This is a genomic window from Paraburkholderia lycopersici (genome assembly GCF_900096975.1).
Lineage (GTDB): Bacteria > Pseudomonadota > Gammaproteobacteria > Burkholderiales > Burkholderiaceae > Paraburkholderia > Paraburkholderia lycopersici.
The window spans coordinates 22754-45381 of sequence record NZ_FMYQ01000003.1; the positions used below are offsets into that span (position 1 = coordinate 22754).

The window sequence follows — 22628 nt, forward strand, 5'->3', positions numbered from 1 at the left end:
CGCCCTCACCCGCTCTCGCGGCGGCTCGCCGCTGCGGGCTCGTGCGCGCTCGCCTCGCGCGCCTCTTTGGCCGCTTCGGCGTCCGCGGCGGCGTACGGCCCCGCAGCGCGGTGCGCGGCCAGTTCCTCGCCACCGTCCGGCACGCGCGTGCCCGTCACCGGATCAGCTTCGGTATGCGCCGCCGTGCTCGCCGCCGTCCGGCGTGTCGGGCGTAGCGCAAAGGCCGGCGGTCCCCCCATGCTGCTTTCGAGTTCCGCCGAAACCTCCGCACGCGCCCGCGGCAGGTACTGCGGATACTGCTCGTTCACGAAATCCAGCAGCCCTTCGCGCACGCGGCAACGCAGGTCCCAGTTGAGCCCGGAATCGCGCGAGCTCACGAGAACGCGCAGTTGCATGGCGCGCTCGTTGGCATCGGTGACCTGTAAAACCTGCACACGGCGGTCCCACTCGGGCGCACCGTCGACGATCCGCGCAAGCGCCTCGCGCAGCGGCGCGAGCGGCATGCGGTAGTCGAGCCACAAGAACACCGTGCCGATGATCTGGGAGCTGCTGCGCGTCCAGTTCGTGAACGGATTCTCGATGAACCATTGCAGCGGCACGATGAGCCGCCGCTGGTCCCAGATACGCACCGAAACGTACGTGCCCGTGATTTCCTCGATGCGCCCCCACTCTCCCTGGATCACGACCACATCGTCGAGCCGGATCGGTTGCGAGAGCGCGATCTGCAGACCGGCAATCAGATTCCCCAGCACGGGGCGTGCCGCGATACCGGCGACGAGACCCGCCACGCCGGCAGAAGCGAGCAGGCTCGCGCCGATCTGTCTCACGTTGGGGAAGGTCATGAGCGCCGCCCCGAGGCCCACGATGATGATGAGCACCATCACCGTGCGCGCGAGCACGCGGGCCTGGGTGTGGATGCTGCGGGCCTGGAGGTTGTCGGCGATGTCGAGCGGATGGGCGGCGATGATCGCCTCGCCGATGGCGGCCGCGCAGCGCACCGAAAGCCACGTGATCGCGGCGATCAGCGCGAACGCGCACAATTCGCGCAGGCCGCTGATGTGCCGAAGCGTGTCTGGCGCCTGCCACCAGACGAACTCGACGGCGAGGATGGCGAGCACGACCAGCGCGGGCTTTCGTACGTCGCGCAAGAACACGCTGACGCGCGGATACGGCCGCGCCACGCGCAGCAGCACGCGGCCGCCGAGCCAGTGGACAGCGAACGCGAAGACGAACGCGAGCACGCTCGCGAGCAACGTGCCAAGCCAGTTTTGCAGCGGAGCGTCGGCGAAATGGGAGAAGTCGTCGAGTGTCGGCATCTGCGGCCAGTTCCTCCTGAGCGATACGGCGACTCGTGGAAACGGCACGCGGGCGCAGGCCCGCGGACGAAAGTGGCGCGGCTCGCCACAGGCGGGCGGCGAGTGCCCCGGCCGCCGCTGCCGGTCGGCAACCGGTGCGCAGCGCAACCTCGATAATGGGCGGCGCGCGAGGAGAATGCGCGCCGCCGTGCTTCTGACTACTGCCTACGTCGTGGAACGGCCGGCTTCAGCCTCCGTTGCCGGTCTTGCAGGGAAACGCCTTGCCGAGCCCGAGCGAAATAGCCGTGCTGGCGTTGTAGCCGGCGACGTTCGGGTTGTCGGCGATGTACTTGCGCACCGCGTCGGTGAGCTGCGCCGAGCGCGCGTCCGGCGGGAGGCAAAAGTACTGGCCCACGCGCGGCCCCGTGGTGCCGCCGATCGCGTCGATGGTGTTGAAAATACCGTCTGCGGCACCTTCGATGTACGCGGCGCACGCGCTTCGCGAAGCGACGTCCGTCTTCGTGCAGAGACGGTTGAGGTCGCTAGCCGTAAATGCGAAAGCGGAAAGCGGCAACGCCATCGCGCCCGCACAGATCAGAACCCGCAGCATGGTTCTCCTTGAGTTGTCGGGGAAGCGGCGCCTCGCGCGCCGCGAGGCGGCCGCCTTCATCTCATTATTTTGCACTGTTTTGCGGCGCCGCCGTATTCGCCGTCGGCAGCCCTGCCTGCGTCATGCGCGCCGTGAGGTCCTTGATCGCGTCCGGCGCCTTGTACTGGCGCGCGAAATCGAGCGCGGTCATGCCGATCTGGTTCTTCGCGCCCAATGTCGCACCATGTTCGAGCAGCATCTGGATCGTCGTGAGATGGTCGCCGCGCGCGGCCATCATGAGCGGCGTCGTGCCGTTGGGCGACAGCGCGTTCACATCGGCCGAATAGCCGATCAGGAGTTTCACGACGTCGTCGTTGCCGTTCGCGGCCGCGTAATGGAGCGGCGTCCAGCCCTTCTTGTTGACCTCGGCGCCCTTGGTGATGAGCAGCTTGACAAAGTCGACGTCGCCGTTGAGCGAGGCAAGCATGAGCGCATTTTCGCCCGCGCGGTCTTCAGCGGCGATGTTCGTCTTCGGGTTGTCGAGCAGCACCGCCGCGACCTTGTCGGACTTTTCGCGCGCGGCCAGCACGAGGAGCGGCATGCCCTGGCCGTCGGTGGCGTTCGGGTCCATGCCGGTCGCGAGCGATTTCTGGACGCCCTTGTCGTCGTCGAACTTGACGCTCTTCACGAGCGAATCGATCGGTGCGGCGTGGGCGGCGGCGCCGAACAGCGTAGCGGCAACGCCGAACACGAGCGCGGCGGCGGCGCGGCGAACAGGATAGGCGGCGTGCGAAAGCGGTTTCGAGTTCATGTCAAGCCTTGATATTATCTGCTATCTCGTTGATATAAAAACAATTATCAGCATGCGGCCCGCGATTCAGGCGGTTGGCTGGATCTTGAAGAGCCGGAAAAAATTCTGCGTGGTGGCAGCGCCAAGTTCGGCGTCCGGCAATCCGCGTTGCTGCGCAATGAACCTTCCGACATGGCTGACGTACGCAGGTTCATTAGGTTTGCCGCGAAATGGCACCGGCGCGAGATAGGGCGAATCCGTCTCGATCAAAAGACGCTCGATCGGCACGCGGCGCGCAACCTCCTGCACATCCAGCGCGCTCTTGAACGTCACGATGCCGGACAGCGAAATATAGAAGTTTTGCGCGAGCGCCCGCTCGGCGACGGCCCAAGGCTCCGTGAAGCAGTGCATCACGCCGCCCGGCTCGCCCGCGCGCTCCTCTTCCATGATCCGCAAGGTGTCGTCGGAGGCCGCGCGCGTGTGGACGATGAGCGGCTTGCCCGTGGCATGCGCGGCGCGGATGTGCGTGCGAAAGCGCTCGCGCTGCCATTCCATGTCGGCGATGGTCCGGTCGCCCAGGCAATAGTAATCGAGCCCCGTTTCGCCGATCGCCACCACTTTCGGGTGCTGCGCCAGTTCGACCAGCTCGGCCACGTCCGGCTCCCTCATGTGTTCATGATCGGGGTGCACGCCTACCGATGCGTAGACGTTCTCATAGCGGCTCGCGATGTCGAGCACCGAAGGCAGCGTTTCGAGGTCGACCGAAACGCAGAGCGCGTGCGTGACCGCGTTCGCGCGCATGTTCTCGAGCACCTGCGGCAACCGGTCGGCGAGGCCCTCGAAGTTGATGTGGCAATGCGAATCGACAAACATGGGTGGTCCTGCGAAGGATGAATCGGGTGTGAGCCGCGCCTGTCAACTGAACAGTTCACGATAGCCGAGAAAAAGTTCCTCGAACACGAGGCGCGCATTCAGCGGGTGGTTCTCCACGGCGCGCTGGCGCGTGACGGTCTTCATGTAGCGAGCCAGCGCCGCCGCGTCGAGCTTCGCGGCGCACCGCGCGAGCCCGCTGGCGGCCTGCGGGTAATAGCGCGGGCGGCCGGCCGTACGTTCGGCGAGCAGGTCGTAGGCCCAGCGCTGCAGCCAGCCGAGCACGAGCGGCACCGGCAGCTTCTGCAGCGCCTCGCCGCAGGCGAAGGCGTCGCAGGCCGGGCCCGCGGCGAGTTGCGCGAGCGTCCAGTCGCGCAGCGTGCGGTTTTCGTCGTGCGCGAGCGCGAGCGCGGCAAGCGGCGCGCCACCGGCTTCGGCGAGGAGCGCAGGCGCGTCGTCCACGCCCTGCTGCGCGAGCCAGGCCGTAGCCGCCGCAGGCGCAGGGGTGCCCATCGGCCATTGGCGGCAACGACTGACGATGGTGGGCAGCAGACGGTCGACGCGTGCCGACACCAGCAGGAACACCACGCCCGCGGGCGGCTCTTCGAGGGTCTTCAGAAGCGCGTTGGCGGCCGCGACGTTGAGCGCCTCGGCCGGATACAGCACGACCACGCGCAAGCCGCCGCGGTGCGAGCCCACACCCGTGAAGTCGAGCAGCGCGCGCACCTGCTCGATGCGGATTTCCTTGCTCGGTGCGCGGCCCTTCTTGCCTTCCTCGCCTTCGGCCTTGTCGGCTTTATCGGCCTTGGCGTCGTCCTCGCCGGCGGCGCCGACTTCTCCGGCCAACGCCTCGGGCACGACGATGCGGTAATCGGGATGATTGCCCTGGACAAACCAGTTGCAGGCCGCGCAGGCGCCGCAGGGCTCGCCGTTGGCTTGCGGCGATTCGCAGAGCAGCCCCTTCGCCAGATGCTGCGCGAACTGCAACTTGCCGATGCCTGCCTGGCCATGCAGCAGGAGCGCGTGCGGCCAGTGGCTGCGCAACTGCTGCAGGCGGTGCCAGTCGTCGGTTTGCCAAGGATAGATCATCTTTTCAATCAATCGTTTAAGCGATCTTGACGAGAAACCAGTTGAAGATCGCGCGGCTACATGAGAAAGCCGACGTTACTGCAGGATCAAAGGGTTGCGATAACTTGCTCGAGCTTCTTGCGAATGGCGTCGACGCTCTGCGAGGAATCGATGATCGAAAACCGGTACGGCGCCTCTTCGGCACGGCGCAAGTACTCGGCGCGCGTGCGCATGAAGAACGCGTCGGTTTCGCTTTCGAAGCGGTCCGGCTCGCGCGCCGCGCCGCGGCGCTCGCTCGCAGTGCCGGGCGGCAGGTCGAACAGCACCGTCAGGTCCGGCTGGAAACCGCCTTGCACCCAGCGCTCCAGCGTTTCGAGCTTGTCGCGCGGCAGGCCCCGGCCGCCGCCTTGATAGGCGAACGTGGCGTCGGTGAAGCGATCAGAGAGCACCCAGTCGCCGCGCGCGAGCGCCGGTTCGATCACTTTGGCGAGGTGCTCCCGGCGCGCGGCGAACATCAGCAGCGCCTCGGTTTCGAGGTCCATTGGCTGATGCAGCAGGATTTCCCGCAGCGACTCGCCAAGCGGCGTGCCGCCGGGTTCGCGGGTCATGACAACCGTGCGGCCGGAGGGCGCCAGCTTCTGGGCAAGCTGGTCGCGAAACCAGGCGAGATGCGTGGTCTTGCCCGCGCCGTCGATGCCCTCGAACGTGATGAATCGGCCCCGCGCCATTTAATTACCCCGGATATATTTGTCGACGGCCTTGTTGTGGTCGACGAGATTGTCAGAGAAAACGCTGCTGCCATCGCCGCGCGCCACGAAATACAGCGCAGCCGTCGACGCCGGATTGAGCGCCGCCTGGAGCGCCGCGGCGCCGGGCAGCGCGATGGGCGTCGGCGGCAAACCGAGACGCAGGTAGGTATTGTAAAGAGTGTCCGACTGCAGATCGCGCTTGCGCAAATGGCCTGCGTAGTTGTCGCCGAGACCGTAAATCACGGCGGGGTCGGTTTGCAGCGGCATGCCGGCCTTCAGACGGTTCGAGAACACGGCAGCCACGAGCGCCCGGTCGTCGGCGCGGCCCGTTTCCTTCTCGACGAGCGAGGCGAGCGTAAGCGCCTCATAGGGCGACTTGAGCGGCAAGCCCGGCGCGCGGGCGCCCCAGGCCTCGGCAAGGCGCGTCTGCATCAGGTGATAGGCACGGCGATAGACATCGAGGTCGCTCGAACCCTTGTCGAACAGATAGGTATCGGGGAAAAACAGTCCCTCGCCGCTGCCGTTCGGCGCCGGCGGCGCACCGATCGCGGCGAGCAGGTCGGCATCGCTCATGCCGCCCGTATCGTGGCGCAAAGACGGATTCGCGTCGAGTTCGGCGCGCATGTGCCTGAAGGTCCAGCCTTCGATAATGGTGGCCACCGACTCGTTCACGTCGCCGAGCGCCATTTTCTGGAGCACCTGGTAAGGCGTGACGCCCGCCTTGAACTCGTAGTTGCCCGATTTGAGCTGGCTTTGCAGGCCGAGCAGCCGGGTCATGAGCACGAAAAGCTGTGCCTGCACAGGCACGCCGCCGCGCCGAAGCTGCAGCGTGACGCTGCGCACGGTGCTGTGCGGCTTGATGGTGACGTCGAGCTGTGGGGCGGCAAGCTCGAGCGGCGTAGTGGCCCAGCGCCAGACGCCGCCCGCCGCGGCGGCGCCCATCACGACAAGCGCGGCGCCGGCAACAAGGCATTTCTTCAGGAGGGACATGGAAACACGACTCAGGGGGACCTCATATAATAACTGCTTGCCTTCGCTAAAGTCAGGATTGACTGTTCCCCGAATCCATGAACTCATCGCTCGATCCCGCTTCCACGCTTTCCGCTCCTGAATCCGCGGCAAATTTCGACGCCGCCCTGAAAGGCGGCGCCTATGCAATCCTGCCGCAGTTCGGGGTGATCGACGCCAATGGCGACGACGCCGCGACCTTCCTGCACAGCCAGCTCACCAACGACATCCAGCATCTCGACGCGGCGAGTGCGCGCCTCGCGGGCTACTGCTCGCCGAAGGGCCGCCTGCTCGCCTCGTTCCTCATCTGGAAGACCGGCGAAGTGATCCGCCTGCTGATCTCGAAGGACATACAGGCCGCCGTGCAAAAGCGGCTGTCGATGTTCGTGCTGCGCGCCAAGGCGAGGCTTGCCGACGACAGCGACAAGCTGCTCGTGGTGGGCTTCGCGGGCGACGTGCGCGGCGCGCTCGCGAGCGAATTCGACGCGCTGCCCGACGGCGTGCACGTGAAGGTCGACGATCCGTCCGGAACGCTGATTCGCGTACCCGATGCGGCCGGTATTCCGCGTTTTCTGTGGGTCGGCCCGAAGGAGGCCGTCGAGGCGCGGCTTGCCAGGATCGACGGCGCGCTTCAGCGCGTGTCGCCGGCTGCCTGGGACTGGCTCGACATTCGCGCGGGCGAACCGCGCATTACGCAGGCCGTGAGCGAACAGTTCGTACCGCAGATGCTCAACTACGACGTGCTGGGCGGCGTGAACTTTCGCAAGGGCTGCTATCCGGGCCAGGAAATCGTGGCGCGCAGCCAGTATCGCGGCACGATCAAGCGCCGCACCGCACTGGCGAGCGTCGCGGCCGGTCTGGACGCCGCGCATGCGGGCGTGGAGCTTTTCCACTCCGACGATCCGGGCCAGCCGTGCGGCATGGTCGTGAACGCCGCGGCCGCGCCCGACGGCGGCGTCGATCTGCTTGCCGAAATGAAGCTTGCCGCGCTCGAAACGGGCAGCGTGCATCTCGGCGCCGCCGACGGCCCCACGCTGCGCGTGCTGCCGTTGCCGTACGCGTTGCCGGCCGAGGTTTGACGCTGCCTTGATGCTCCTTTGAAACTCCCCGCCACATCCATCGCGCGCGAGGCGCCGGCCGTCTCGCGCTGCGTTACCGTGGCCTCGCTGCCGCGCCCGCGAGGCCCCCGCTCATGTGTCTGATCGTCTTCGACTGGCGTCCGCGCGCGCGCGCCGGCGCGCTCTTCACGCTCGCCGCCAATCGCGACGAATTCCTGCGCCGCACCGCCGAGCCGCTGCACTGGTGGAGCGCCGCGGACAGCGTCACGTCGCCGGGCAGCTCGGCCGCTGGCGTGCTGGCCGGCCGCGATCTCGTGGGCGGCGGCACCTGGCTCGGCGTGACGCGCAGCGGGCGCTTCGCCGCGCTCACGAACTATCGCGCGCCAAACGACATGCGGCCCGACGCGCCCACGCGCGGAACGCTCGTCTCGCGCTGGCTAACGGACGCGCAAGATCTGCCGGATACGCCGCTCGGTTATCTCGACGAAGTCGCGCGCTCGGGCGACCTTTACAACGGCTTCAATCTGATCGTCGGCGACTGGGCGCGGCGCGAGCTAGCCTGGTACTGCAATCGCGCCGACCGCCCACCCGCCCCGCTTCCCGAAGGCACGCACGGCATTTCGAACGCCGTTCTCGACACGCCATGGCCCAAGCTCGTGCGCAAACGCGCGGAGCTCGCGCGACTGGCCGCAAGCGAAACGCAGGTGCCGCTCGTCCGGTTCGTGGAGATGATGCGCGACCCGCAAATCGCGCCCGACCGCGAACTGCCCGCCACGGGCATTCCGCTCGAACGCGAACGCGCGCTTTCGGCGGCGTTCATCGAGACGCCCGACTACGGCACGCGCGGCACGACTGCCCTGCGCGTGACCGTGCGCGGCATGCAACTCGACGTGGAAGCGCTGGAGCGCAGCGACGACGACGGCTCGCACCGCGTCGTCCGACCCGGCGGCTTCGAGCGCAGCGAGCGCTACACGGTCGCGGCCGCCTGAGCGCGCCTCAATCGACGGTGCCGAACGCCGCCCGCAACGCGAGGGCGGCTTGTTGCTGCGCGCTTCGCGCCTCGTCGACGAACGCGCCCATCTTGATGAACTCGTGGATCACGCCTTCATAGCGCACGAGCGTTACCTCGTTGCCGGCCTCGCGCAGTTTCCGCGCATAGGCTTCGCCTTCGTCCGCAAGCGGATCGAATTCGGCCACGGCAATCCATGCGGGCGCCACGCCGCGAAAATCCGGCGCGTCGCGGGTTCCGTCGAGCGGCGCGAAACGCCAGTCGTCCCGGTCCGCAACGTCGCGCACGTAGTGATCGAAGAACCACCGGATAGTCGACCCGGTCAGCAGATACCCCTTGGCGAGGCGCTTGTGCGATTCGGTCCGCTGATGCGCGCTCACCGCGGGATAGATCAGCAGTTGCAACACCGGCGCGATGCCCGCGTCGCGCGCGAGCATCGCGCAAACGGTGGCGAGCGTGCCGCCCGCACTGTCGCCGCCTACGGCGAAGCGCGACGCGTCGAGCGCGTATTCGGCCGCGCGCGCGTGGAGCCACGCATAGGCGTCGAAGGCATCATGAACCGCGGTCGGGAAGCGATGTTCGGGCGCAAGCCGGTAGTTCACGGAAAACACGGCGCAGCGCGCGTCGCGCGCGAACATGCGGCAAAGCGCGTCGTGCGTATCGATGCTGCCGATCGTGAAGCCGCCGCCGTGATAGTAGACGAGCACGGGCAACGGCGCGGCCCAGTGCGGCTCGCTGGGCAGATAAAGGCGCGCGCGGATCGTAGCGCCGTCACGCATCGGCACGTGCAGGTCTTCCACCGAATGCATGGGCGCGGAGGGAATCTCCAGCACCGACGCGCTCTTCTCGTACTCCGCGCGCGCTGCCTGCGCCGTTTGCTCGTGATAAGGCGTGCGGCCCGCCCGGGCCACCATGTCGAGCACGAGTGCGATCTTTGCTGAAAGTGGCATTACGCGGCCCCCGTGCGCCGTTTATTGCGGTGCTTTCCTGACTTCCGGTTTGAGCGAGAGCGGATCGGTCGGATTGCGCAACGTTTCGATGTCCTCATGACGCAGCTTCACCGAAGCGAGAATCTGCGGATGCGTGAGGATATAGAAGCGTCCTTCGCGCACCGCATCGAAGGTCGCCTTGGCGACGTCATCGGGCGTGAGCTTGCCCGAGCGCACAGCGCGCTGCAATTGCAGATCGGCGGCCTGCTGCGAGCGCGTGAGCGGCGCATCGTTGCGCAGATCGCCGGGCCGGCTGCGCTCGGCGTTCGCAATGCCGGTGGGCACGAAAGCCGGGCACAGCAGCGAGCAGCTCACATCCTCGCTCACGTTCTTCAGGTCGTGATAAAGCGTTTCGGTGAGCGCGACCACCGCATGCTTCGAAGCGTTGTACACGCCCATGGCGGGCGGCGAAAGAAGCCCCGCCACCGACGCCGTGTTGACGATGTGCGCGCGCTCGCGCTGTTCGAGCATGACGGGCGTGAAGCTGCGCACGCCATTGGCGACGCCCATCACGTTCACGCCGAACACCCACTCCCAGTCTTTGGCGCTGCTCTCCCAAACAAAGCCGCCGGTGCCGACGCCCGCGTTGTTGAAGAGCAGATGGACCTTGCCGAACGCGTCGAGCGTGGCTTTGGCTAGCGCGTCGACCTGTGCCGCGTCGCGCACGTCGGTGCGCACGCCGATGGCCCGCGTGCCGCCAGCGCGCAACGCGTTTACGGTTTCGTCGAGCAGCGTCTGATCGACGTCGGCGAGCACGAGCTGCATGCCGAGCGCGGCGGCGTGTTGCGCGAACGCGCGGCCAAAGCCGCTCGCCGCGCCCGTGATGACGGCCACGCGGCCGTCAAACTCGAACGGTTCTGACATTGCGAATCCTGCGGTGAATGCTGCGGGCGGAAAAGCGAAGCGCCCTTTGCGGGCGCTTGCGCCAGACAGTCGAATAACTAGATCAGCTTGACGAGTTGCTTGCCGAAGTTCTGGCCTTTGAGCATGCCGAGGAACGCGCCGGGCGCCTTCTCCAGCCCTTCGGCCACGGTCTCGCGATACGCGAGCTGATGCTTCGCCACCAGCGTGCCGAGTTCGGCGAGCGCCTGCGGCCACACATCCATGTGTTCGCTCACGATGAAGCCTTGCACGAGCAGCCGTTGCGTGAGCAACAATTGCGGATGTCTGAGCGGCACCGGCTGCGCGTCGTAGCACGCGATCATGCCGCACAGCGCGATGCGCCCGAACGCGTTCATGCGCGCAAGCGCGGCGTCGAGCACTTCGCCGCCCACGTTTTCGAAGTAGCCGTCCACGCCATCCGGCGTCGCGGCCTTCAGATCCTGATAGAGATTGCCTGCCTTGTAGTCGATGCACGCGTCGAAGCCGAGCGTTTCGACGACGTAGCGGCATTTCTGCGCGCCGCCCGCGATGCCCACCGCGCGGCAGCCCGCGCGCTTCGCGAGCTGGCCGACCACGCTGCCCACCGCGCCGCTCGCCGCGCTCACGACGACGGTTTGCCCGGCTTTCGGCTCGATGATCCGGTTGAGCCCGTACCAGGCGGTGACGCCCGGCATGCCGACGGGCCCGAGATACGCCGAAAGCGGCACATGCGTCGTGTCGACGACATGCAGATCGCCACCGTTTGACGTGCCGAACTCCTGCCAGCCGAACATCCCCACCACCTTGTCGCCGGTCTTGAATTTCGCGTTGCGCGACTCGACCACCTCGCCCGCCGTGCCGCCGATCATCACCGAGCCGAGCGGCTGCGGCGCCGCATACGACTTGCTGTCGTTCATGCGGCCTCGCATATAGGGGTCGAGCGAGAGGAAGTGATTACGCACGCGCACCTGGCCTTCTTCGAGCGGCGCGAGCGGCGTTTCGACGAGACGGAAATTGTCGACGCTAGCGGCGCCTTCGGGGCGCGAAGCGAGCAGAATCTGGCGATTGGTCTGGGTCATGGCAGTCATGTTGCTTCGTTGGACGCGGCAGGGCGTTGCCAGCCCGCCGCGCAAAAGAAGCGCGATCGGGCGCGCGCCCGATCGCGCGTTTCAGCCGTCGCTTGGGCCCGGACGCGCGTCGGGGTCGCTGCGCAGACGCTGACGCGTCACGTCGCGGCCCACGGCGAGCCTGCGCATGTACTTGAAGGTCCCGAGCGCCTTGGCGACGAAATGGCCCTCGCTGTCGCGAATTTCGCCTTCGCAATAGGCCATCGTGGTGGAACGGTGCAGCACGCGGCCCGTTGCGCGCAACTCGCCGCGCCCGGGCTGCATGAAGTTCACTTTCATTTCGACGGTGACGACGCCCACGCCGTCCGCGGCGACGCTGCGGGCCGCCATGGCGAGCGCGATGTCGGCGAGCGTCATCGTCACGCCGCCGTGCGCGACATCCCATGTGTTCAGATGCCGCTCGGCGAGCGGCAGCACGACCTCGCTGGCGCCGTCGCGCGCGCTCACGAGCTGCGCGCCGAGATGATCGACGAAAGGACTCTCGACGATCGTAAGCGGCGTTTGGGGGTGCCCGCCTTGCGGGGATCGATCTGCGGTACCGGTCATGATGCGCTTCAGACCACGTAATCCACGCACTGGCGCGATTCCACCACGAGCGTCGCGAACTGCTTCACGACGACGTGCTCCGGGTGGTCCTGGTAGCCGTCGAGCGCGGCCTGGTCGGTGAAGTCGGAAACGAGCACGAGATCGGAGGTGGAAGCGAGCCCCGGCTGGGCCACGCCGACTTCGAGGTGCAGCGTTCCCGGCGCGAGATCGCGGCAGCTTTCGAGCATCGCCTTGAACTTGACGACGTTTTCCGCACGCGTCGCGCCTTCGGCCGACTCCTTGAACCTCCACATCACGATATGACGAATCACGAACTCACCTCTTCAGTCTGTACGGGAACCTGCCGCCATGATACCTGCAGCGGCACGCGCGCGAGGGCGGCTCCGCACGCGCCGGACAGCGTGAAAGCGGTGGAACGGTACGGCGGTTGGGCATTCGCGAATCCGCCGCGCCTCGCATCAGACGACCTCGAAGAGGCCCGCGGCACCCTGCCCGCCGCCGATGCACATCGTCACCACGACGAACTTCGCGCCACGCCGCTTGCCTTCGATGAGCGCGTGCCCCGTGAGACGCGCGCCCGACACGCCGTACGGATGGCCGACCGCGATCGCGCCGCCGTTCACGTTGAGGCGATCGGCGGGAATGCCGAGCTTGTCGCGGCAATACAGCACCTGCACCGCGAACGCTTCGTTGAGTTCCCACAGGCCGATGTCCCCGACGTTCAGGCCCGCCTTCTTGAGCAGCTTCGGCACGGCGAACACCGGGCCGATGCCCATCTCGTCCGGCTCGCAGCCGGCCACGGCGAAGCCGCGGAAAATGCCGAGCGGCTGCAGACCTTCGCGCTCGGCGACCTTCGCGTTCATCACGACGCAGGCGCTCGCGCCGTCCGAGAACTGGCTCGCGTTGCCGGCCGTGACGACGCCGCCCGGCAACGCCGTGCGGATCTTCGAAACGCCTTCGAGCGTCGTGTCGGCGCGAATGCCTTCGTCGGCCGCGATCGTCACTTCCTTCGTGACGAGCTGGCCCGTGGCCTTGTCGGCAACGCCGGCGAGCACCGTCATCGGCACGATTTCGTCGTTGAAGAGACCCGCCGCCTGCGCGGCCGCCGCGCGCAACTGCGACTGCACGCCGTACTCGTCCTGACGCTCCTTCGAGATTTCATAGCGCTTCGCGACGTTTTCGGCGGTCTGCAGCATGCTCCAGTAAATTTCGGGCTTGTGCCGGTTGAGCCAGCCTTCGGCCATCATGTGGCGGTTCATCTCGTTCTGCACGCACGAGATCGATTCCACGCCGCCCGCCACGAACACGTCGCCTTCGCCCGCGATCACGCGTTGCGCGGCAAGCGCAATCGTCTGGAGTCCGGATGAACAGAAACGGTTGACGGTCATGCCCGCCGTGCTCACCGGCAGGCCGGCGCGCAGCGCGATCTGGCGCGCGATGTTCATGCCGGTGGCGCCTTCCGGGTTCGCGCAGCCCATGATCACGTCCTCGACGCGTGCGGGGTCGATCTTCGCGCGCTCGACGGCGGCTTGCGTCACATGCCCGCCGAGCGTGGCGCCGTGGGTCATGTTGAAGGCGCCCCGCCAGGATTTGGCGAGGCCCGTGCGGGCGGTCGAAACGATAACGGCGTCAGTCATGTATGTCTCCTGTCGGCCAGCGCTGGCGTTCTGGCGCTTGCGCATGGTTCCTTGCAGATATGGGTTCCAGAGGATGTCTTCAATTGAACGTTCTAGCGGACGAAGTCATTCACGCGGCGCCGCTCAGCACCTCGGCAGACTGCGCGCGCTTCACGCCGGCGGCGAGCAGTTGCTCCCACGCGGCGGCTAGCGAGCCGTTCAGGTCGATGGCGCGCGAAGCGTCCTCGATCAGCACGGTCTCGAAGCCGGCGGCGCGCGCGTCGAGCGCGGACCACGCAACGCAATAGTCGGTCGCGAGACCGCAGCAGTACACGCGCTTCACACCCACGTCGCGCAGGTAGCCCGCGAGCCCCGTTGGCGTCTTGCGGTCGGCTTCGAGGAACGCGGAGTAGCTGTCCACGTCGGCGCGATGGCCCTTGCGGATCACCGCGCGCGCATGCGGCACGTCGAGATCGCGATGGAGAGCCGCCCCTTGCGTGGCCTGCACGCAATGCACGGGCCACAGCACCTGCTCGCCATAGGGCAATGCGATCGTCTCGAACGGCGCTCGCCCCGCGTGGTTCGCCGCAAACGAAACATGCCGCGCCGGGTGCCAGTCCTGCGTGAGCACCACGTCGCTGAAACCTCGCGCGAGCCGGTTCGCCACCGGCACGACTTCGTCGCCGTGCGCGACGGCAAGCGCGCCGCCCGGCATGAAGTCGTATTGCAGGTCGATCAGCAGGAGCACGTCGTCTGCGCTTCTCATGATGTTCGTCCGAAAGAGAAACCTAGTTGAACGTACCGCCCTTCGCGGCCAGATCGACGATTAACGGCGCGATTTCCCACGCGTCGCCGTTGGGCTGCTGCGCATAACGGCGGATGGCGCGCTCCACGTTGTAGAGCCCGACCGTGTCGGCGTACAGCATCGGGCCGCCACGCCACAGCGGGAAGCCGTAGCCCGTGAGATAGACCATGTCCACGTCCGACGCCTTCGAAGCGATGCCTTCTGCGAGGATCTTCGCGCCTTCGTTCACGAGCGAGAACACGAGACGCTCGACGATCTCCTCGTCGCCGATCGTGCGGCGCTCGACGCCCGCTTCCTTCGAGTACGCGACGATCATCTCGTCGACGAGCTTCGAAGGCAGCGCGTCGCGCTCGCCCGCCTTGTAGTCGTACCAGCCCGCACCCGTCTTTTGCCCGAAGCGGCCGGTCTCGCACAGACGGTCGGCGATCTTCGAGTACTTCATGTCGGGGTGTTCCTGATAGCGGCGCTTGCGGATCGCCCAGCCGATGTCGTTTCCGGCCAGGTCGCTCATGCGGAACGGCCCCATCGCGAAGCCGAACTTCTCGATCGCGCGATCCACCTGGGCGGGCAGCGCGCCTTCTTCGAGCATGTAGAGCGCCTGACGCACGTACTGCTCGATCATGCGGTTGCCGATGAAACCGTCGCACACGCCCGAGACCACCGCCGTCTTGCGAATCTTCTTCGCGACCTGCATGACGGTGGCGAGCACATCCCTGGCCGTTTCTTTGCCGCGCACGACTTCGAGCAGCTTCATCACGTTGGCAGGACTAAAGAAGTGCAGGCCCACCACGTCATGCGGACGCTTCGTGAACGCCGCGATCTTGTCGACGTCGAGCGTCGAGGTGTTCGAGGCGAGAATCGCGCCAGGCTTCGCGACTTCGTCGAGGCGCTTGAAAACCTGCTCCTTCACGCCGAGCTCTTCGAACACCGCTTCGATGATCAGGTCCGCTTCCTTCAGATCGTCGTAGGCCAGCGTCGGGCGAATCAGCGCCATGCGCGCTTCGAGCTTTTCGACCGTGAGCTTGCCCTTCTTGACCTGGGCTTCGTAGTTCTTGCGGATCGTCGCGAGGCCGCGATCAAGCGCTTCCTGTTTCGTTTCGAGCAGCGTGACGGGCACGCCCGCGTTGAGGAAGTTCATCGTGATGCCGCCGCCCATCGTGCCCGCGCCGATCACGGCCACCTTCTGGATCTCGCGCGTGGGCATGCTCGACGGCACATCGGGGATCTTGCTCGCGGCGCGTTCGCCGAAGAACGCGTGACGCAGCGCGCGGCTTTCCGGCGTCTGCACGAGTTCGACGAAATACTCGCGCTCGCGCAGGAGCCCCTTGTCGAAGCCCTGCTTCACGCCTGCCGCGATGGCGTCGACACACTTCACCGGCGCGGGATAGTTCTTCGACATCGCGGCCACCGTGTTGCGCGCGAACTGCAGGAAGCCTTCGGCGTTCGGATGCTCGATCTTGCGATTGCGCACGAGCGGATGCGGGCCTTGCCTGTCGGCTGCCCTGCGTGCGAAAGCAATGGCGTCTTCGAGCAGATCGCCTTGCGCGATGGCGTCGAAAAGGCCCGAATTCGCGAGCTTTTCGCTCATCGCGGGCGAGCCCGTCACGATCATGTTGAGCGCGGCTTCGAGGCCGATCGCGCGCGGCAGGCGCTGCGTGCCGCCTGCGCCGGGCAGGATGCCGAGCTTCACTTCGGGCAGCGCGATCTGCGCGCCCGGCGCGGCAATGCGATAGTGCGCGCCTAGCGCGAGTTCGAGGCCACCGCCCATCGCCACGCCATGAATCGCAGCCACGACGGGCTTCGCGCTCTTTTCGACTTCGTTGATGACGGTGTGGAGCGTGGGCTCCTGCATCGCCCTCGGCGTGTTGAATTCGGTGATGTCCGCGCCGCCCGAGAACGCCTTGCCCGCGCCCGTGATCACGATGGCCGAGACCGACGGATCGCTCGCGGCGCGCGCGATGCCCTCGACGATACCGGCACGGGTCGAATGCCCGAGGCCGTTGACGGGCGGATTATTGAGCGTGATGACGGCGACGCCGTCGCGAGTCGTGTAGTCCACTGCCATTTGCCTGCCTCCATGCATGCGGGTCGCGAGGTGCGTGGTCGGCTTCATTGTCCGACATTCCCGGTCAGCAGGCAGAATACCGAAAAAAGAACGTTCGTTCAATTTTTTGCGGCATTGCGGGCGCCAGGGTTTGTACCGAGCGCGCGCAACCGATCGGTATCCGGCAAAAAACAGACGAAAAAAACGCAGCCTCGAGGCTGCGCCGGAGAACCTTCGGCGGCCGGCTGAAACGGCTCAGTCGCGCATGGAAAGCGGCTTTTCGCCGGGAGAGGCTACGTTGCCTGCGCCAGCCGCGTCTTGTGCCGGATCGAACGGGCACGCTGCCTCCGCAAGCGCAGTCGGCAGCACGTACGAGCGGAACCGCTCTCGCAGCTTGAGTTTTTGCAGCTTGCCCGTTGCCGTATGCGGCAACTCGTCGACGAAAACGGCGTCATCGGGTAGCCACCACTTCGCCACCTTGCCTTCGAAGAAAGTCAGCAGTTCGTCGCGCGTGACCGCGGCGCCGGGCTTCTTCACCGCGACGATGAGCGGCCGCTCGGTCCAGCGCGGATGCGCGCAGGCAATGCATGCGGCCTCGGCGATGGCCGGGTGCGCCACCGCGATGTTCTCGAGATCGATCGAACTGATCCACTCGCCGCCCGACTTGATCACGTCCTTGCTGCGGTCGGTGATGTGAAGGAAGCCGTCGGGGTCGATCGTGGCGACGTCGCCGGTGGGAAACCAGCCGTCCACGAGGGGGGAGCCGCTTTCTTGTCGATAGTAGCGGTCGATCACCCACGGACCGCGCACGTGCAGGTCGCCAGAGGTCGCGCCGTCCCACGGTAGCTCGCCGCCGTCGTCGCCCACGATCTTCATGTCCACGCCGAAAATCACGCGCCCCTGCTTTTCGAGCAGCGCCTGCCGGGCCTCGCGCGGCCGCTGCGACTGCTCCCAGTTGAGCCGCGAAAGCGTGCCGAGCGGCGACATCTCCGTCATGCCCCAGGCGTGGACCACCTGCACGGCGTAATCGTCCTCGAAGCTGCGCAGCATCGCGGGCGGGCACGCCGAGCCGCCGATCACCGTGCGCTTGAGCGTGGAGAAATGCACGCCCGCGCCGCGCATATACGCAAGCAGGCCGAGCCAGACCGTCGGCACGCCGGCCGAAGCCGTCACGCCTTCGGCCTCCATGAGTTCGTAGAGCGACTTGCCGTCCAGATCCTTGCCCGGCAGCACGAGCTTCGCGCCCGTGAGCGGCGCCGCGTGCGGAATGCCCCATGCGTTCACATGGAACATCGGCACGACGGGCAGAACCGCATCGCGTGCGGAAAGCCCCATCGCGTCGGGCAGCGAAGCGCCATAGGCGTGCAGCACGGAAGACCGGTGCGTGTAGAGCGCGCCCTTAGGGTTGCCCGTCGTGCCGGACGTGTAGCAGAGGTTCGACGCGCTGCGCTCGTCGAGCGCGGGCCAGGCGTAGTTGCCGTCCTGCGCGGCGAGCAGCGTCTCGTAGCACAGCACTTCGGTGCGCATTGGCGGGCGGTGCGATTCGTCGCACAGCGCGATCCAGCCGCGCACGTTCGGACACTGCGGCGCGAGCGCGTCGACGAGCGCCGCGAACGTGACGTCGAACAGCACGTAGCGATCGTCGGCGTGATTGACGATCCAGGCGATCTGCTCGGGAAAAAGCCGCGGGTTGACGGTGTGGCAGACGGCGCCAAAGCCGGTCACGCCGAAATAGGCTTCGAGGTGCCGGTAGCCGTTCCACGCCAGCGTGCCGACGCGCTCGCCCGGTGCGACGTTCAGCGCCATGAGCGCCTGCGCGAGCTGCTTCGCGCGCACTTCGCACTCGCGGTACGTATAGCGATGGATATCGCCCTCGATACGGCGCGAGACGATCTGCGCGCTGCCATGATGGCGCGCCGCATGCTCAATCAACGACGAAACCGTGAGTGGCACATCCATCATTTGACCCAGCAGCGGCGCACTCATCGGTAGCGGTCTCCTCGCGTTGATCGGCGTTGTCTGTCTTTGTCTGACTGGCGGGCCGGCGGGCTTCGTGGCTGCTCCAGCACGCCGGCGGGTGCGGAATTACAATATCGACTATTCAACAGGCCCTCAATATGTCGTTTTCACCAGGCACTACCGAATCCCACGGCGGCTCGACCGCTTCGTATCCCGCCGCCGGTCCGCTTGCCGAGTTCGAACGCGCACTGACAGTGCCGCGCGAGAACGCTTTCGCCTCGCTCGGCGCGCACTTCTATACCCGGCTGCCCGGTGCGCCGCTGCCCGCGCCCTATGTCGTCGGTTTTTCGCAGGCCACGGCCGCGCAACTCGGCCTCGATCCGTCCGCCGTCGCCGACCCCGCGTTCGCGGCGCTCTTTTGCGGCAATTTCACCCGCGAGCGCTCGCCTTCGACGATGTCGTACGCCTCGGTCTACTCGGGTCACCAGTTCGGCGTATGGGCGGGCCAGCTCGGCGACGGCCGCGCACTCATGCTCGGCGAAGTCGAGCACGATGGCGAACGCAACGAGGTACAGCTCAAGGGCGCGGGCCGCACGCCCTATTCGCGCATGGGCGACGGCCGCGCGGTGCTGCGTTCGTCGATCCGCGAGTTCCTTTGTTCGGAAGCGATGCATCATCTCGGCATTCCGACCACGCGCGCGCTCGCGGTGACCGGCTCCGACCAGCCCGTGCGCCGCGAAGAAGTGGAGACGGCCGCCGTCGTCACGCGCGTTTCGCCGAGCTTCGTGCGCTTTGGTCACTTCGAGCATTTCTATTCGCACGACGACGTGGACGCGCTGCGCGCACTCGCCGATCACGTGATCGCGCGCTTCCATCCGCAACTGCGCGAAGCCGACGACCCGTATCTCGCGCTACTCGACGAAGCGGTGCGCAGCACGGCCGCGCTGATGGTGGAGTGGCAGGCTGTCGGCTTCTGTCACGGCGTGATGAACACCGACAACATGTCGATCCTCGGCCTCACGATCGACTACGGTCCGTTCGGCTTCATGGATGGCTTCGACGCCGACCACATCTGCAATCACTCCGATTCGCAGGGCCGCTATGCGTACCGCATGCAGCCGCAGATCGCCTACTGGAATCTCTTCTGCCTCGCTCAAGCGCTCGTGCCGCTGTTCGGCGCGCACTACGACATCGCCGACGAAAAGAAGCGCGGCGAGCGCGTGGTGGCCGACGCACAAGCCGTGCTCGAACGCTTCAAGGGGCATTTCGCGCCCGCGCTCGAAGCGCGCATGCGCGCGAAGCTCGGTCTCGAGCAGGTGCGCGAAGGCGACGATGCGCTCGCGAACCGGCTGTTCGAAATCATGCACGCCAACCGCGCCGACTTCACGCTCACGTATCGCAATCTCGCGCGCGTTTCGAAACATGACGCGAGCGGCGACGCGCCGGCGCGCGACCTGTTCCTCGACCGCGCCGCCTTCGATGCCTGGGCCGCCGACTATCGCGCGCGCCTTGCGCAGGAAACACGCGACGACGCCGCGCGCGCCGCGGCGATGAACCGCGTGAATCCGAAGTACGTGTTGCGCAACCATCTCGCGCAAACGGCAATCGAGCGCGCCGCGCAAAAGGACTTCAGCGAGGTAGAACGTCTCGCGAAGGTGCTTGAGCGCCCGTTCGACGAGCAGCCCGACAAGGCGGCTTACGCGGCGCTGCCGCCCGACTGGGCGAGTTCGCTCGAAGTCAGTTGCTCTTCGTGAGCGCGCCCCGATCTACTCCGTCTTGTTCCCACCCGACAGGAATCCGATATGAGCCAGGACGACCACAACTCCACCGCCTACCCCGGCCACAAGTCTGACGAGCAATGGCGTGAGCAGCTCGACCCGACGCAGTATCAGGTCACGCGCCACGCGGCCACGGAGCGTGCCTTCACGGGCAAGTACTGGGATCACTTCGACCGCGGCGTGTACGACTGCGTCTGCTGCGGCGCGCCGCTCTTCGAATCCGGCACGAAATTCGACGCCGGGTGCGGCTGGCCGAGCTATTTCCGCCCCATCAACGGCGAGGTGATCGAAGAGAGAACCGACCGCTCGCATGGCATGCTGCGCATCGAGGTGCGCTGCAAGAACTGCGGCGCGCATCTCGGCCATGTATTCGAGGACGGTCCGGCCCCGACGGGTCTTCGGTATTGCATCAATTCGGCTGCGCTACAATTCGAGCCCAAGTGATCGCTGGCAAGGCCGCCCCGCGCCTCCGCGCGGGGCGCAATGCGGCCTTGAAAGCGTCGTGCCCTCTTTTTGCGGCTCATTTCGTAAACTTTCAGGCCGATAATGAAATTCCTGTTTGACCTGTTCCCGATCATCCTCTTTTTCGCCGCCTTCAAGCTTTGGGGCATCTTCACGGCGACGGCCGTGGCCATCGGCGCGACGCTCGTGCAGATCGCATGGGTGGCGTTCCGCCATCGCAAGGTCGATCCCATGCTGTGGCTTTCGCTCGGCATCGTCGTGGTGTTCGGCGGCGCCACGCTGATGCTGCACGACGAAACCTTCATCAAGTGGAAGCCCACCGTGCTCTACTGGGCGTTCTCGGTCGTGCTGTGCGTGTCGCAGGTCGTCTTCGGCAAGAACCTCATCGAAGCGATGATGGGCAAGCAGATCACGCTCCCGCCGCGCATCTGGACGCAACTGAACTTCGTCTGGTCGATCTTCTTCGCGCTGCTCGGCATCCTTAATCTCTTCGTCGCGTATCACTTCTCGACCGACGCATGGGTGGACTTCAAGCTGTTCGGCGCGACCGGCATTCTCATCGTGTTCATCGTCGGGCAGAGCCTGTGGCTTTCGCGTTACATGAAGGAGGAAGAATGAGCGACGTCTTTCTGCACGCAAGCCCGGCCGAGCGCATGGCGCTGATCGAAACGCGTCTTGCCGCAGCGCTCGCACCCGTTTCCCTCGACGTGCGCGACGACAGCGCGCAGCACGCGGGACACGCCGGGGCCGCTGCCGGCGGTCATTATCACGTCACGATCGTTGCGGCCGCATTCAAGGGGAAAGCCCGCGTGGCAAGGCATCGCATGGTGTATGATGCGCTGGCCGAGGCCATGCAGCGCGGCATCCACGCTCTCGCGATCACGGCGCTCACGCCCGAAGAAGCCGCGGCGCCGCCCCGGTAACCCACGTTTTAATTCGACCTGTTCGGCCCATTTGATTTAGTTCGCCATTTTGGTTCGCCCTGTTAGGACTTTCCGATGACCCTGAAGAAAACCCGTCTCTGGGTGTTGCTGGCTGCGTGCGCGGCGGCTCCCGCCTTTGCGCAGAACATCGCCGTCGTGAACGGCACGCCGATTCCCAAAGCGCGCGCCGATGCGCTCGTCGAGCAGCTCGTGCATCAAGGCCAGCAGGATTCGCCGCAACTGCAGATGGCCGTGCGCGAAGAACTCGTGAACCGCGAAATCCTCATGCAGGAAGCCATTCGCGAAGGGATCCCGAACAAGCCGGACGTGAAGGCGCAAATCGCCGTGGCGCAGCAGACCGTCGTGCTGCGCGCGCTGATCGAAAACTTCGTGAAAAACAACCTGCCCAGCGACGCCGAAGTCAAGGCGCGCTACGAACAGCTCACCAAGGACGCGGGCGGCAGCGAATATCACTTGCACCACATCCTCGTGGACAACGAGCAGCAGGCCAAGGACCTGATCGCCAGGATCAAGGCCGGCGCAAGCTTCGAGGACCTTGCCAAGCAATTCTCGAAGGACCCGGGCTCGGCGAAGAACGGCGGCGACCTCGACTGGTCGGATCCGAAGGCTTACGTGCCGGAATTCGCGGCCGCGGCCACGCACCTGCAGAAAGGCCAGATGACCGATACGCCGGTGCACACGCAGTTCGGCTGGCACATCATCCGCGTGGACGACATCCGCCCGGTCACGCCGCCGCCGCTCGAACAGGTGCGCCCGCAGATCGTCCAGCAGATCCAGCAGGAAAAGCTGCAGGCGTTCGAAGAGAATCTGCGCAAGCAGGCGAAGATTCAATAAGCCATTACGCCCTTCTCATCGCAGGTGCTGCTGCGATGGCAAACCCCGCGACCTTCTTCGAAGCCGCGGGGTTTTTTCATGCGGCAAAGCAAGCGCTACTGGGCAAGGCCGCCAGGCAGCGTGCCCGCACCGCTGCACTCGGCCCGGAGCGACGCCCAAGACGCAAAAACCCCGCCTGCGCCGGAAATTCCGGCGCAGGCGGGGTTTTGCGCCAGAGCTAGCTGCCC

General features: G+C 66.2%; 23 protein-coding genes. 7 read left to right on the top strand and 16 right to left on the bottom strand.

The genetic code is table 11. The annotated features are described in order from the left end of the window. Positions 1-5 precede the first annotated feature (5 nt). The 7 genes from BLU17_RS04600 to mltG all read right to left on the bottom strand — a co-directional run bounded on the left by BLU17_RS04600 (position 6) and on the right by mltG (position 6351). Positions 6-1316, bottom strand: coding sequence for a mechanosensitive ion channel family protein (locus BLU17_RS04600; RefSeq protein ID WP_091995197.1), 1311 nt, complete (start codon positions 1314-1316; stop codon positions 6-8). Positions 1317-1542: 226 nt separating this feature from the next. Further along, positions 1543-1905: a Rap1a/Tai family immunity protein gene (locus BLU17_RS04605; protein ID WP_091995200.1), complete on the bottom strand. Its 363-nt coding sequence runs from the start codon at positions 1903-1905 to the stop codon at positions 1543-1545. Positions 1906-1969: 64 nt separating this feature from the next. Then, a complete protein-coding gene (locus tag BLU17_RS04610) occupies positions 1970-2695 on the bottom strand; it encodes an ankyrin repeat domain-containing protein (protein WP_091995202.1) in 726 nt (241 codons plus the stop codon). Between the two features lie 66 nt (positions 2696-2761). Beyond that, complete coding sequence (locus BLU17_RS04615) at positions 2762-3547, bottom strand: TatD family hydrolase (RefSeq protein ID WP_091995205.1); 786 nt, start codon at positions 3545-3547, stop codon at positions 2762-2764. Positions 3548-3589: 42 nt separating this feature from the next. Further along, positions 3590-4633, bottom strand: coding sequence for a DNA polymerase III subunit delta' (locus BLU17_RS04620; RefSeq protein WP_091995208.1), 1044 nt, complete (start codon positions 4631-4633; stop codon positions 3590-3592). An 86-nt stretch (positions 4634-4719) separates the two neighbouring features. After that, complete coding sequence (gene tmk, locus BLU17_RS04625) at positions 4720-5340, bottom strand: dTMP kinase (protein ID WP_091995211.1); 621 nt, start codon at positions 5338-5340, stop codon at positions 4720-4722. Continuing rightward, positions 5341-6351: an endolytic transglycosylase MltG gene (gene mltG, locus BLU17_RS04630; RefSeq protein ID WP_091995214.1), complete on the bottom strand. Its 1011-nt coding sequence runs from the start codon at positions 6349-6351 to the stop codon at positions 5341-5343. Between the two features lie 77 nt (positions 6352-6428). Here mltG and ygfZ point away from each other — a divergent pair, with 77 nt between their 5' ends. Next, positions 6429-7448: a CAF17-like 4Fe-4S cluster assembly/insertion protein YgfZ gene (gene ygfZ, locus BLU17_RS04635; RefSeq protein WP_091995217.1), complete on the top strand. Its 1020-nt coding sequence runs from the start codon at positions 6429-6431 to the stop codon at positions 7446-7448. A 113-nt stretch (positions 7449-7561) separates the two neighbouring features. Next, entirely contained in the window at positions 7562-8416 is an 855-nt protein-coding gene (locus BLU17_RS04640) for an NRDE family protein (RefSeq protein WP_091995220.1), read from the top strand. Between the two features lie 7 nt (positions 8417-8423). On the opposite strand, the gene BLU17_RS04645 is transcribed toward BLU17_RS04640, so the two are convergent. From BLU17_RS04645 to BLU17_RS04685, 9 genes are all read right to left on the bottom strand, one after another. Then, the gene (locus BLU17_RS04645; RefSeq protein ID WP_091995224.1) at positions 8424-9386 is read right to left on the bottom strand and encodes an alpha/beta hydrolase; all 963 of its coding nucleotides are present in this window, start codon (positions 9384-9386) and stop codon (positions 8424-8426) included. A gap of 21 nt (positions 9387-9407) precedes the next feature. After that, on the bottom strand, positions 9408-10289 hold the full coding sequence (locus BLU17_RS04650; RefSeq protein ID WP_091995227.1) for an SDR family oxidoreductase: 882 nt from the start codon (positions 10287-10289) through the stop codon (positions 9408-9410). A gap of 77 nt (positions 10290-10366) precedes the next feature. Further along, complete coding sequence (locus BLU17_RS04655) at positions 10367-11365, bottom strand: NADP-dependent oxidoreductase (protein WP_091995756.1); 999 nt, start codon at positions 11363-11365, stop codon at positions 10367-10369. Between the two features lie 90 nt (positions 11366-11455). Then, positions 11456-11959, bottom strand: a complete 504-nt coding sequence (locus BLU17_RS04660; protein ID WP_091995230.1) for a PaaI family thioesterase — start codon at positions 11957-11959, stop codon at positions 11456-11458. 8 nt (positions 11960-11967) lie between these two features. Further along, positions 11968-12270 carry a Dabb family protein gene (locus tag BLU17_RS04665; RefSeq protein WP_091995233.1) on the bottom strand — a complete coding sequence of 101 codons (303 nt, stop codon included), beginning with the start codon at positions 12268-12270 and terminating at the stop codon, positions 11968-11970. 147 nt (positions 12271-12417) lie between these two features. Then, on the bottom strand, positions 12418-13596 hold the full coding sequence (locus tag BLU17_RS04670; protein ID WP_091995236.1) for an acetyl-CoA C-acyltransferase: 1179 nt from the start codon (positions 13594-13596) through the stop codon (positions 12418-12420). 109 nt (positions 13597-13705) lie between these two features. Further along, entirely contained in the window at positions 13706-14341 is a 636-nt protein-coding gene (pncA, locus tag BLU17_RS04675; protein WP_091995239.1) for a bifunctional nicotinamidase/pyrazinamidase, read from the bottom strand. Between the two features lie 22 nt (positions 14342-14363). Beyond that, positions 14364-16445 carry a 3-hydroxyacyl-CoA dehydrogenase NAD-binding domain-containing protein gene (locus BLU17_RS04680; protein WP_091995242.1) on the bottom strand — a complete coding sequence of 694 codons (2082 nt, stop codon included), beginning with the start codon at positions 16443-16445 and terminating at the stop codon, positions 14364-14366. Between the two features lie 234 nt (positions 16446-16679). Beyond that, positions 16680-18410 (bottom strand): 3-(methylthio)propionyl-CoA ligase, encoded by a 1731-nt coding sequence (locus BLU17_RS04685; RefSeq protein WP_091995245.1) that lies wholly within the window; start codon positions 18408-18410, stop codon positions 16680-16682. A 131-nt stretch (positions 18411-18541) separates the two neighbouring features. Here BLU17_RS04685 and BLU17_RS04690 point away from each other — a divergent pair, with 131 nt between their 5' ends. The 5 genes from BLU17_RS04690 (at position 18542) to BLU17_RS04710 (ending at position 22401) form a co-directional block, all read left to right on the top strand. Next, the gene (locus BLU17_RS04690; RefSeq protein ID WP_091995248.1) at positions 18542-20137 is read left to right on the top strand and encodes a protein adenylyltransferase SelO; all 1596 of its coding nucleotides are present in this window, start codon (positions 18542-18544) and stop codon (positions 20135-20137) included. A 48-nt stretch (positions 20138-20185) separates the two neighbouring features. Beyond that, positions 20186-20605 carry a peptide-methionine (R)-S-oxide reductase MsrB gene (gene msrB, locus BLU17_RS04695; protein ID WP_091995251.1) on the top strand — a complete coding sequence of 140 codons (420 nt, stop codon included), beginning with the start codon at positions 20186-20188 and terminating at the stop codon, positions 20603-20605. 102 nt (positions 20606-20707) lie between these two features. Continuing rightward, the gene (locus BLU17_RS04700; protein WP_091995255.1) at positions 20708-21241 is read left to right on the top strand and encodes a septation protein A; all 534 of its coding nucleotides are present in this window, start codon (positions 20708-20710) and stop codon (positions 21239-21241) included. Beyond that, positions 21238-21546: a BolA family protein gene (locus BLU17_RS04705; RefSeq protein ID WP_091995258.1), complete on the top strand. Its 309-nt coding sequence runs from the start codon at positions 21238-21240 to the stop codon at positions 21544-21546. The genes BLU17_RS04700 and BLU17_RS04705 overlap by 4 nt, the downstream gene beginning before the upstream one ends. A gap of 75 nt (positions 21547-21621) precedes the next feature. Beyond that, positions 21622-22401, top strand: coding sequence for a peptidylprolyl isomerase (locus BLU17_RS04710; RefSeq protein ID WP_091995261.1), 780 nt, complete (start codon positions 21622-21624; stop codon positions 22399-22401). Positions 22402-22628 lie beyond the last annotated feature (227 nt).

Excerpts from the sequence above, each read along its gene's own strand:
- BLU17_RS04600 (WP_091995197.1), bottom strand. The coding sequence starts at position 1,316 with ATGCCGACACTCGACGACTTCTCCCATTTCGCCGACGCTCCGCTGCAA.
- BLU17_RS04605 (WP_091995200.1), bottom strand. The coding sequence starts at position 1,905 with ATGCTGCGGGTTCTGATCTGTGCGGGCGCGATGGCGTTGCCGCTTTCC.
- BLU17_RS04610 (WP_091995202.1), bottom strand. The coding sequence starts at position 2,695 with ATGAACTCGAAACCGCTTTCGCACGCCGCCTATCCTGTTCGCCGCGCC.
- BLU17_RS04615 (WP_091995205.1), bottom strand. The coding sequence starts at position 3,547 with ATGTTTGTCGATTCGCATTGCCACATCAACTTCGAGGGCCTCGCCGAC.
- BLU17_RS04620 (WP_091995208.1), bottom strand. The coding sequence starts at position 4,633 with ATGATCTATCCTTGGCAAACCGACGACTGGCACCGCCTGCAGCAGTTG.
- tmk (WP_091995211.1), bottom strand. The coding sequence starts at position 5,340 with ATGGCGCGGGGCCGATTCATCACGTTCGAGGGCATCGACGGCGCGGGC.
- mltG (WP_091995214.1), bottom strand. The coding sequence starts at position 6,351 with ATGTCCCTCCTGAAGAAATGCCTTGTTGCCGGCGCCGCGCTTGTCGTG.
- ygfZ (WP_091995217.1), top strand. The coding sequence starts at position 6,429 with ATGAACTCATCGCTCGATCCCGCTTCCACGCTTTCCGCTCCTGAATCC.
- BLU17_RS04640 (WP_091995220.1), top strand. The coding sequence starts at position 7,562 with ATGTGTCTGATCGTCTTCGACTGGCGTCCGCGCGCGCGCGCCGGCGCG.
- BLU17_RS04645 (WP_091995224.1), bottom strand. The coding sequence starts at position 9,386 with ATGCCACTTTCAGCAAAGATCGCACTCGTGCTCGACATGGTGGCCCGG.
- BLU17_RS04650 (WP_091995227.1), bottom strand. The coding sequence starts at position 10,289 with ATGTCAGAACCGTTCGAGTTTGACGGCCGCGTGGCCGTCATCACGGGC.
- BLU17_RS04655 (WP_091995756.1), bottom strand. The coding sequence starts at position 11,365 with ATGACCCAGACCAATCGCCAGATTCTGCTCGCTTCGCGCCCCGAAGGC.
- BLU17_RS04660 (WP_091995230.1), bottom strand. The coding sequence starts at position 11,959 with ATGACCGGTACCGCAGATCGATCCCCGCAAGGCGGGCACCCCCAAACG.
- BLU17_RS04670 (WP_091995236.1), bottom strand. The coding sequence starts at position 13,596 with ATGACTGACGCCGTTATCGTTTCGACCGCCCGCACGGGCCTCGCCAAA.
- pncA (WP_091995239.1), bottom strand. The coding sequence starts at position 14,341 with ATGAGAAGCGCAGACGACGTGCTCCTGCTGATCGACCTGCAATACGAC.
- BLU17_RS04680 (WP_091995242.1), bottom strand. The coding sequence starts at position 16,445 with ATGGCAGTGGACTACACGACTCGCGACGGCGTCGCCGTCATCACGCTC.
- BLU17_RS04685 (WP_091995245.1), bottom strand. The coding sequence starts at position 18,410 with ATGAGTGCGCCGCTGCTGGGTCAAATGATGGATGTGCCACTCACGGTT.
- BLU17_RS04690 (WP_091995248.1), top strand. The coding sequence starts at position 18,542 with ATGTCGTTTTCACCAGGCACTACCGAATCCCACGGCGGCTCGACCGCT.
- msrB (WP_091995251.1), top strand. The coding sequence starts at position 20,186 with ATGAGCCAGGACGACCACAACTCCACCGCCTACCCCGGCCACAAGTCT.
- BLU17_RS04700 (WP_091995255.1), top strand. The coding sequence starts at position 20,708 with ATGAAATTCCTGTTTGACCTGTTCCCGATCATCCTCTTTTTCGCCGCC.
- BLU17_RS04705 (WP_091995258.1), top strand. The coding sequence starts at position 21,238 with ATGAGCGACGTCTTTCTGCACGCAAGCCCGGCCGAGCGCATGGCGCTG.
- BLU17_RS04710 (WP_091995261.1), top strand. The coding sequence starts at position 21,622 with ATGACCCTGAAGAAAACCCGTCTCTGGGTGTTGCTGGCTGCGTGCGCG.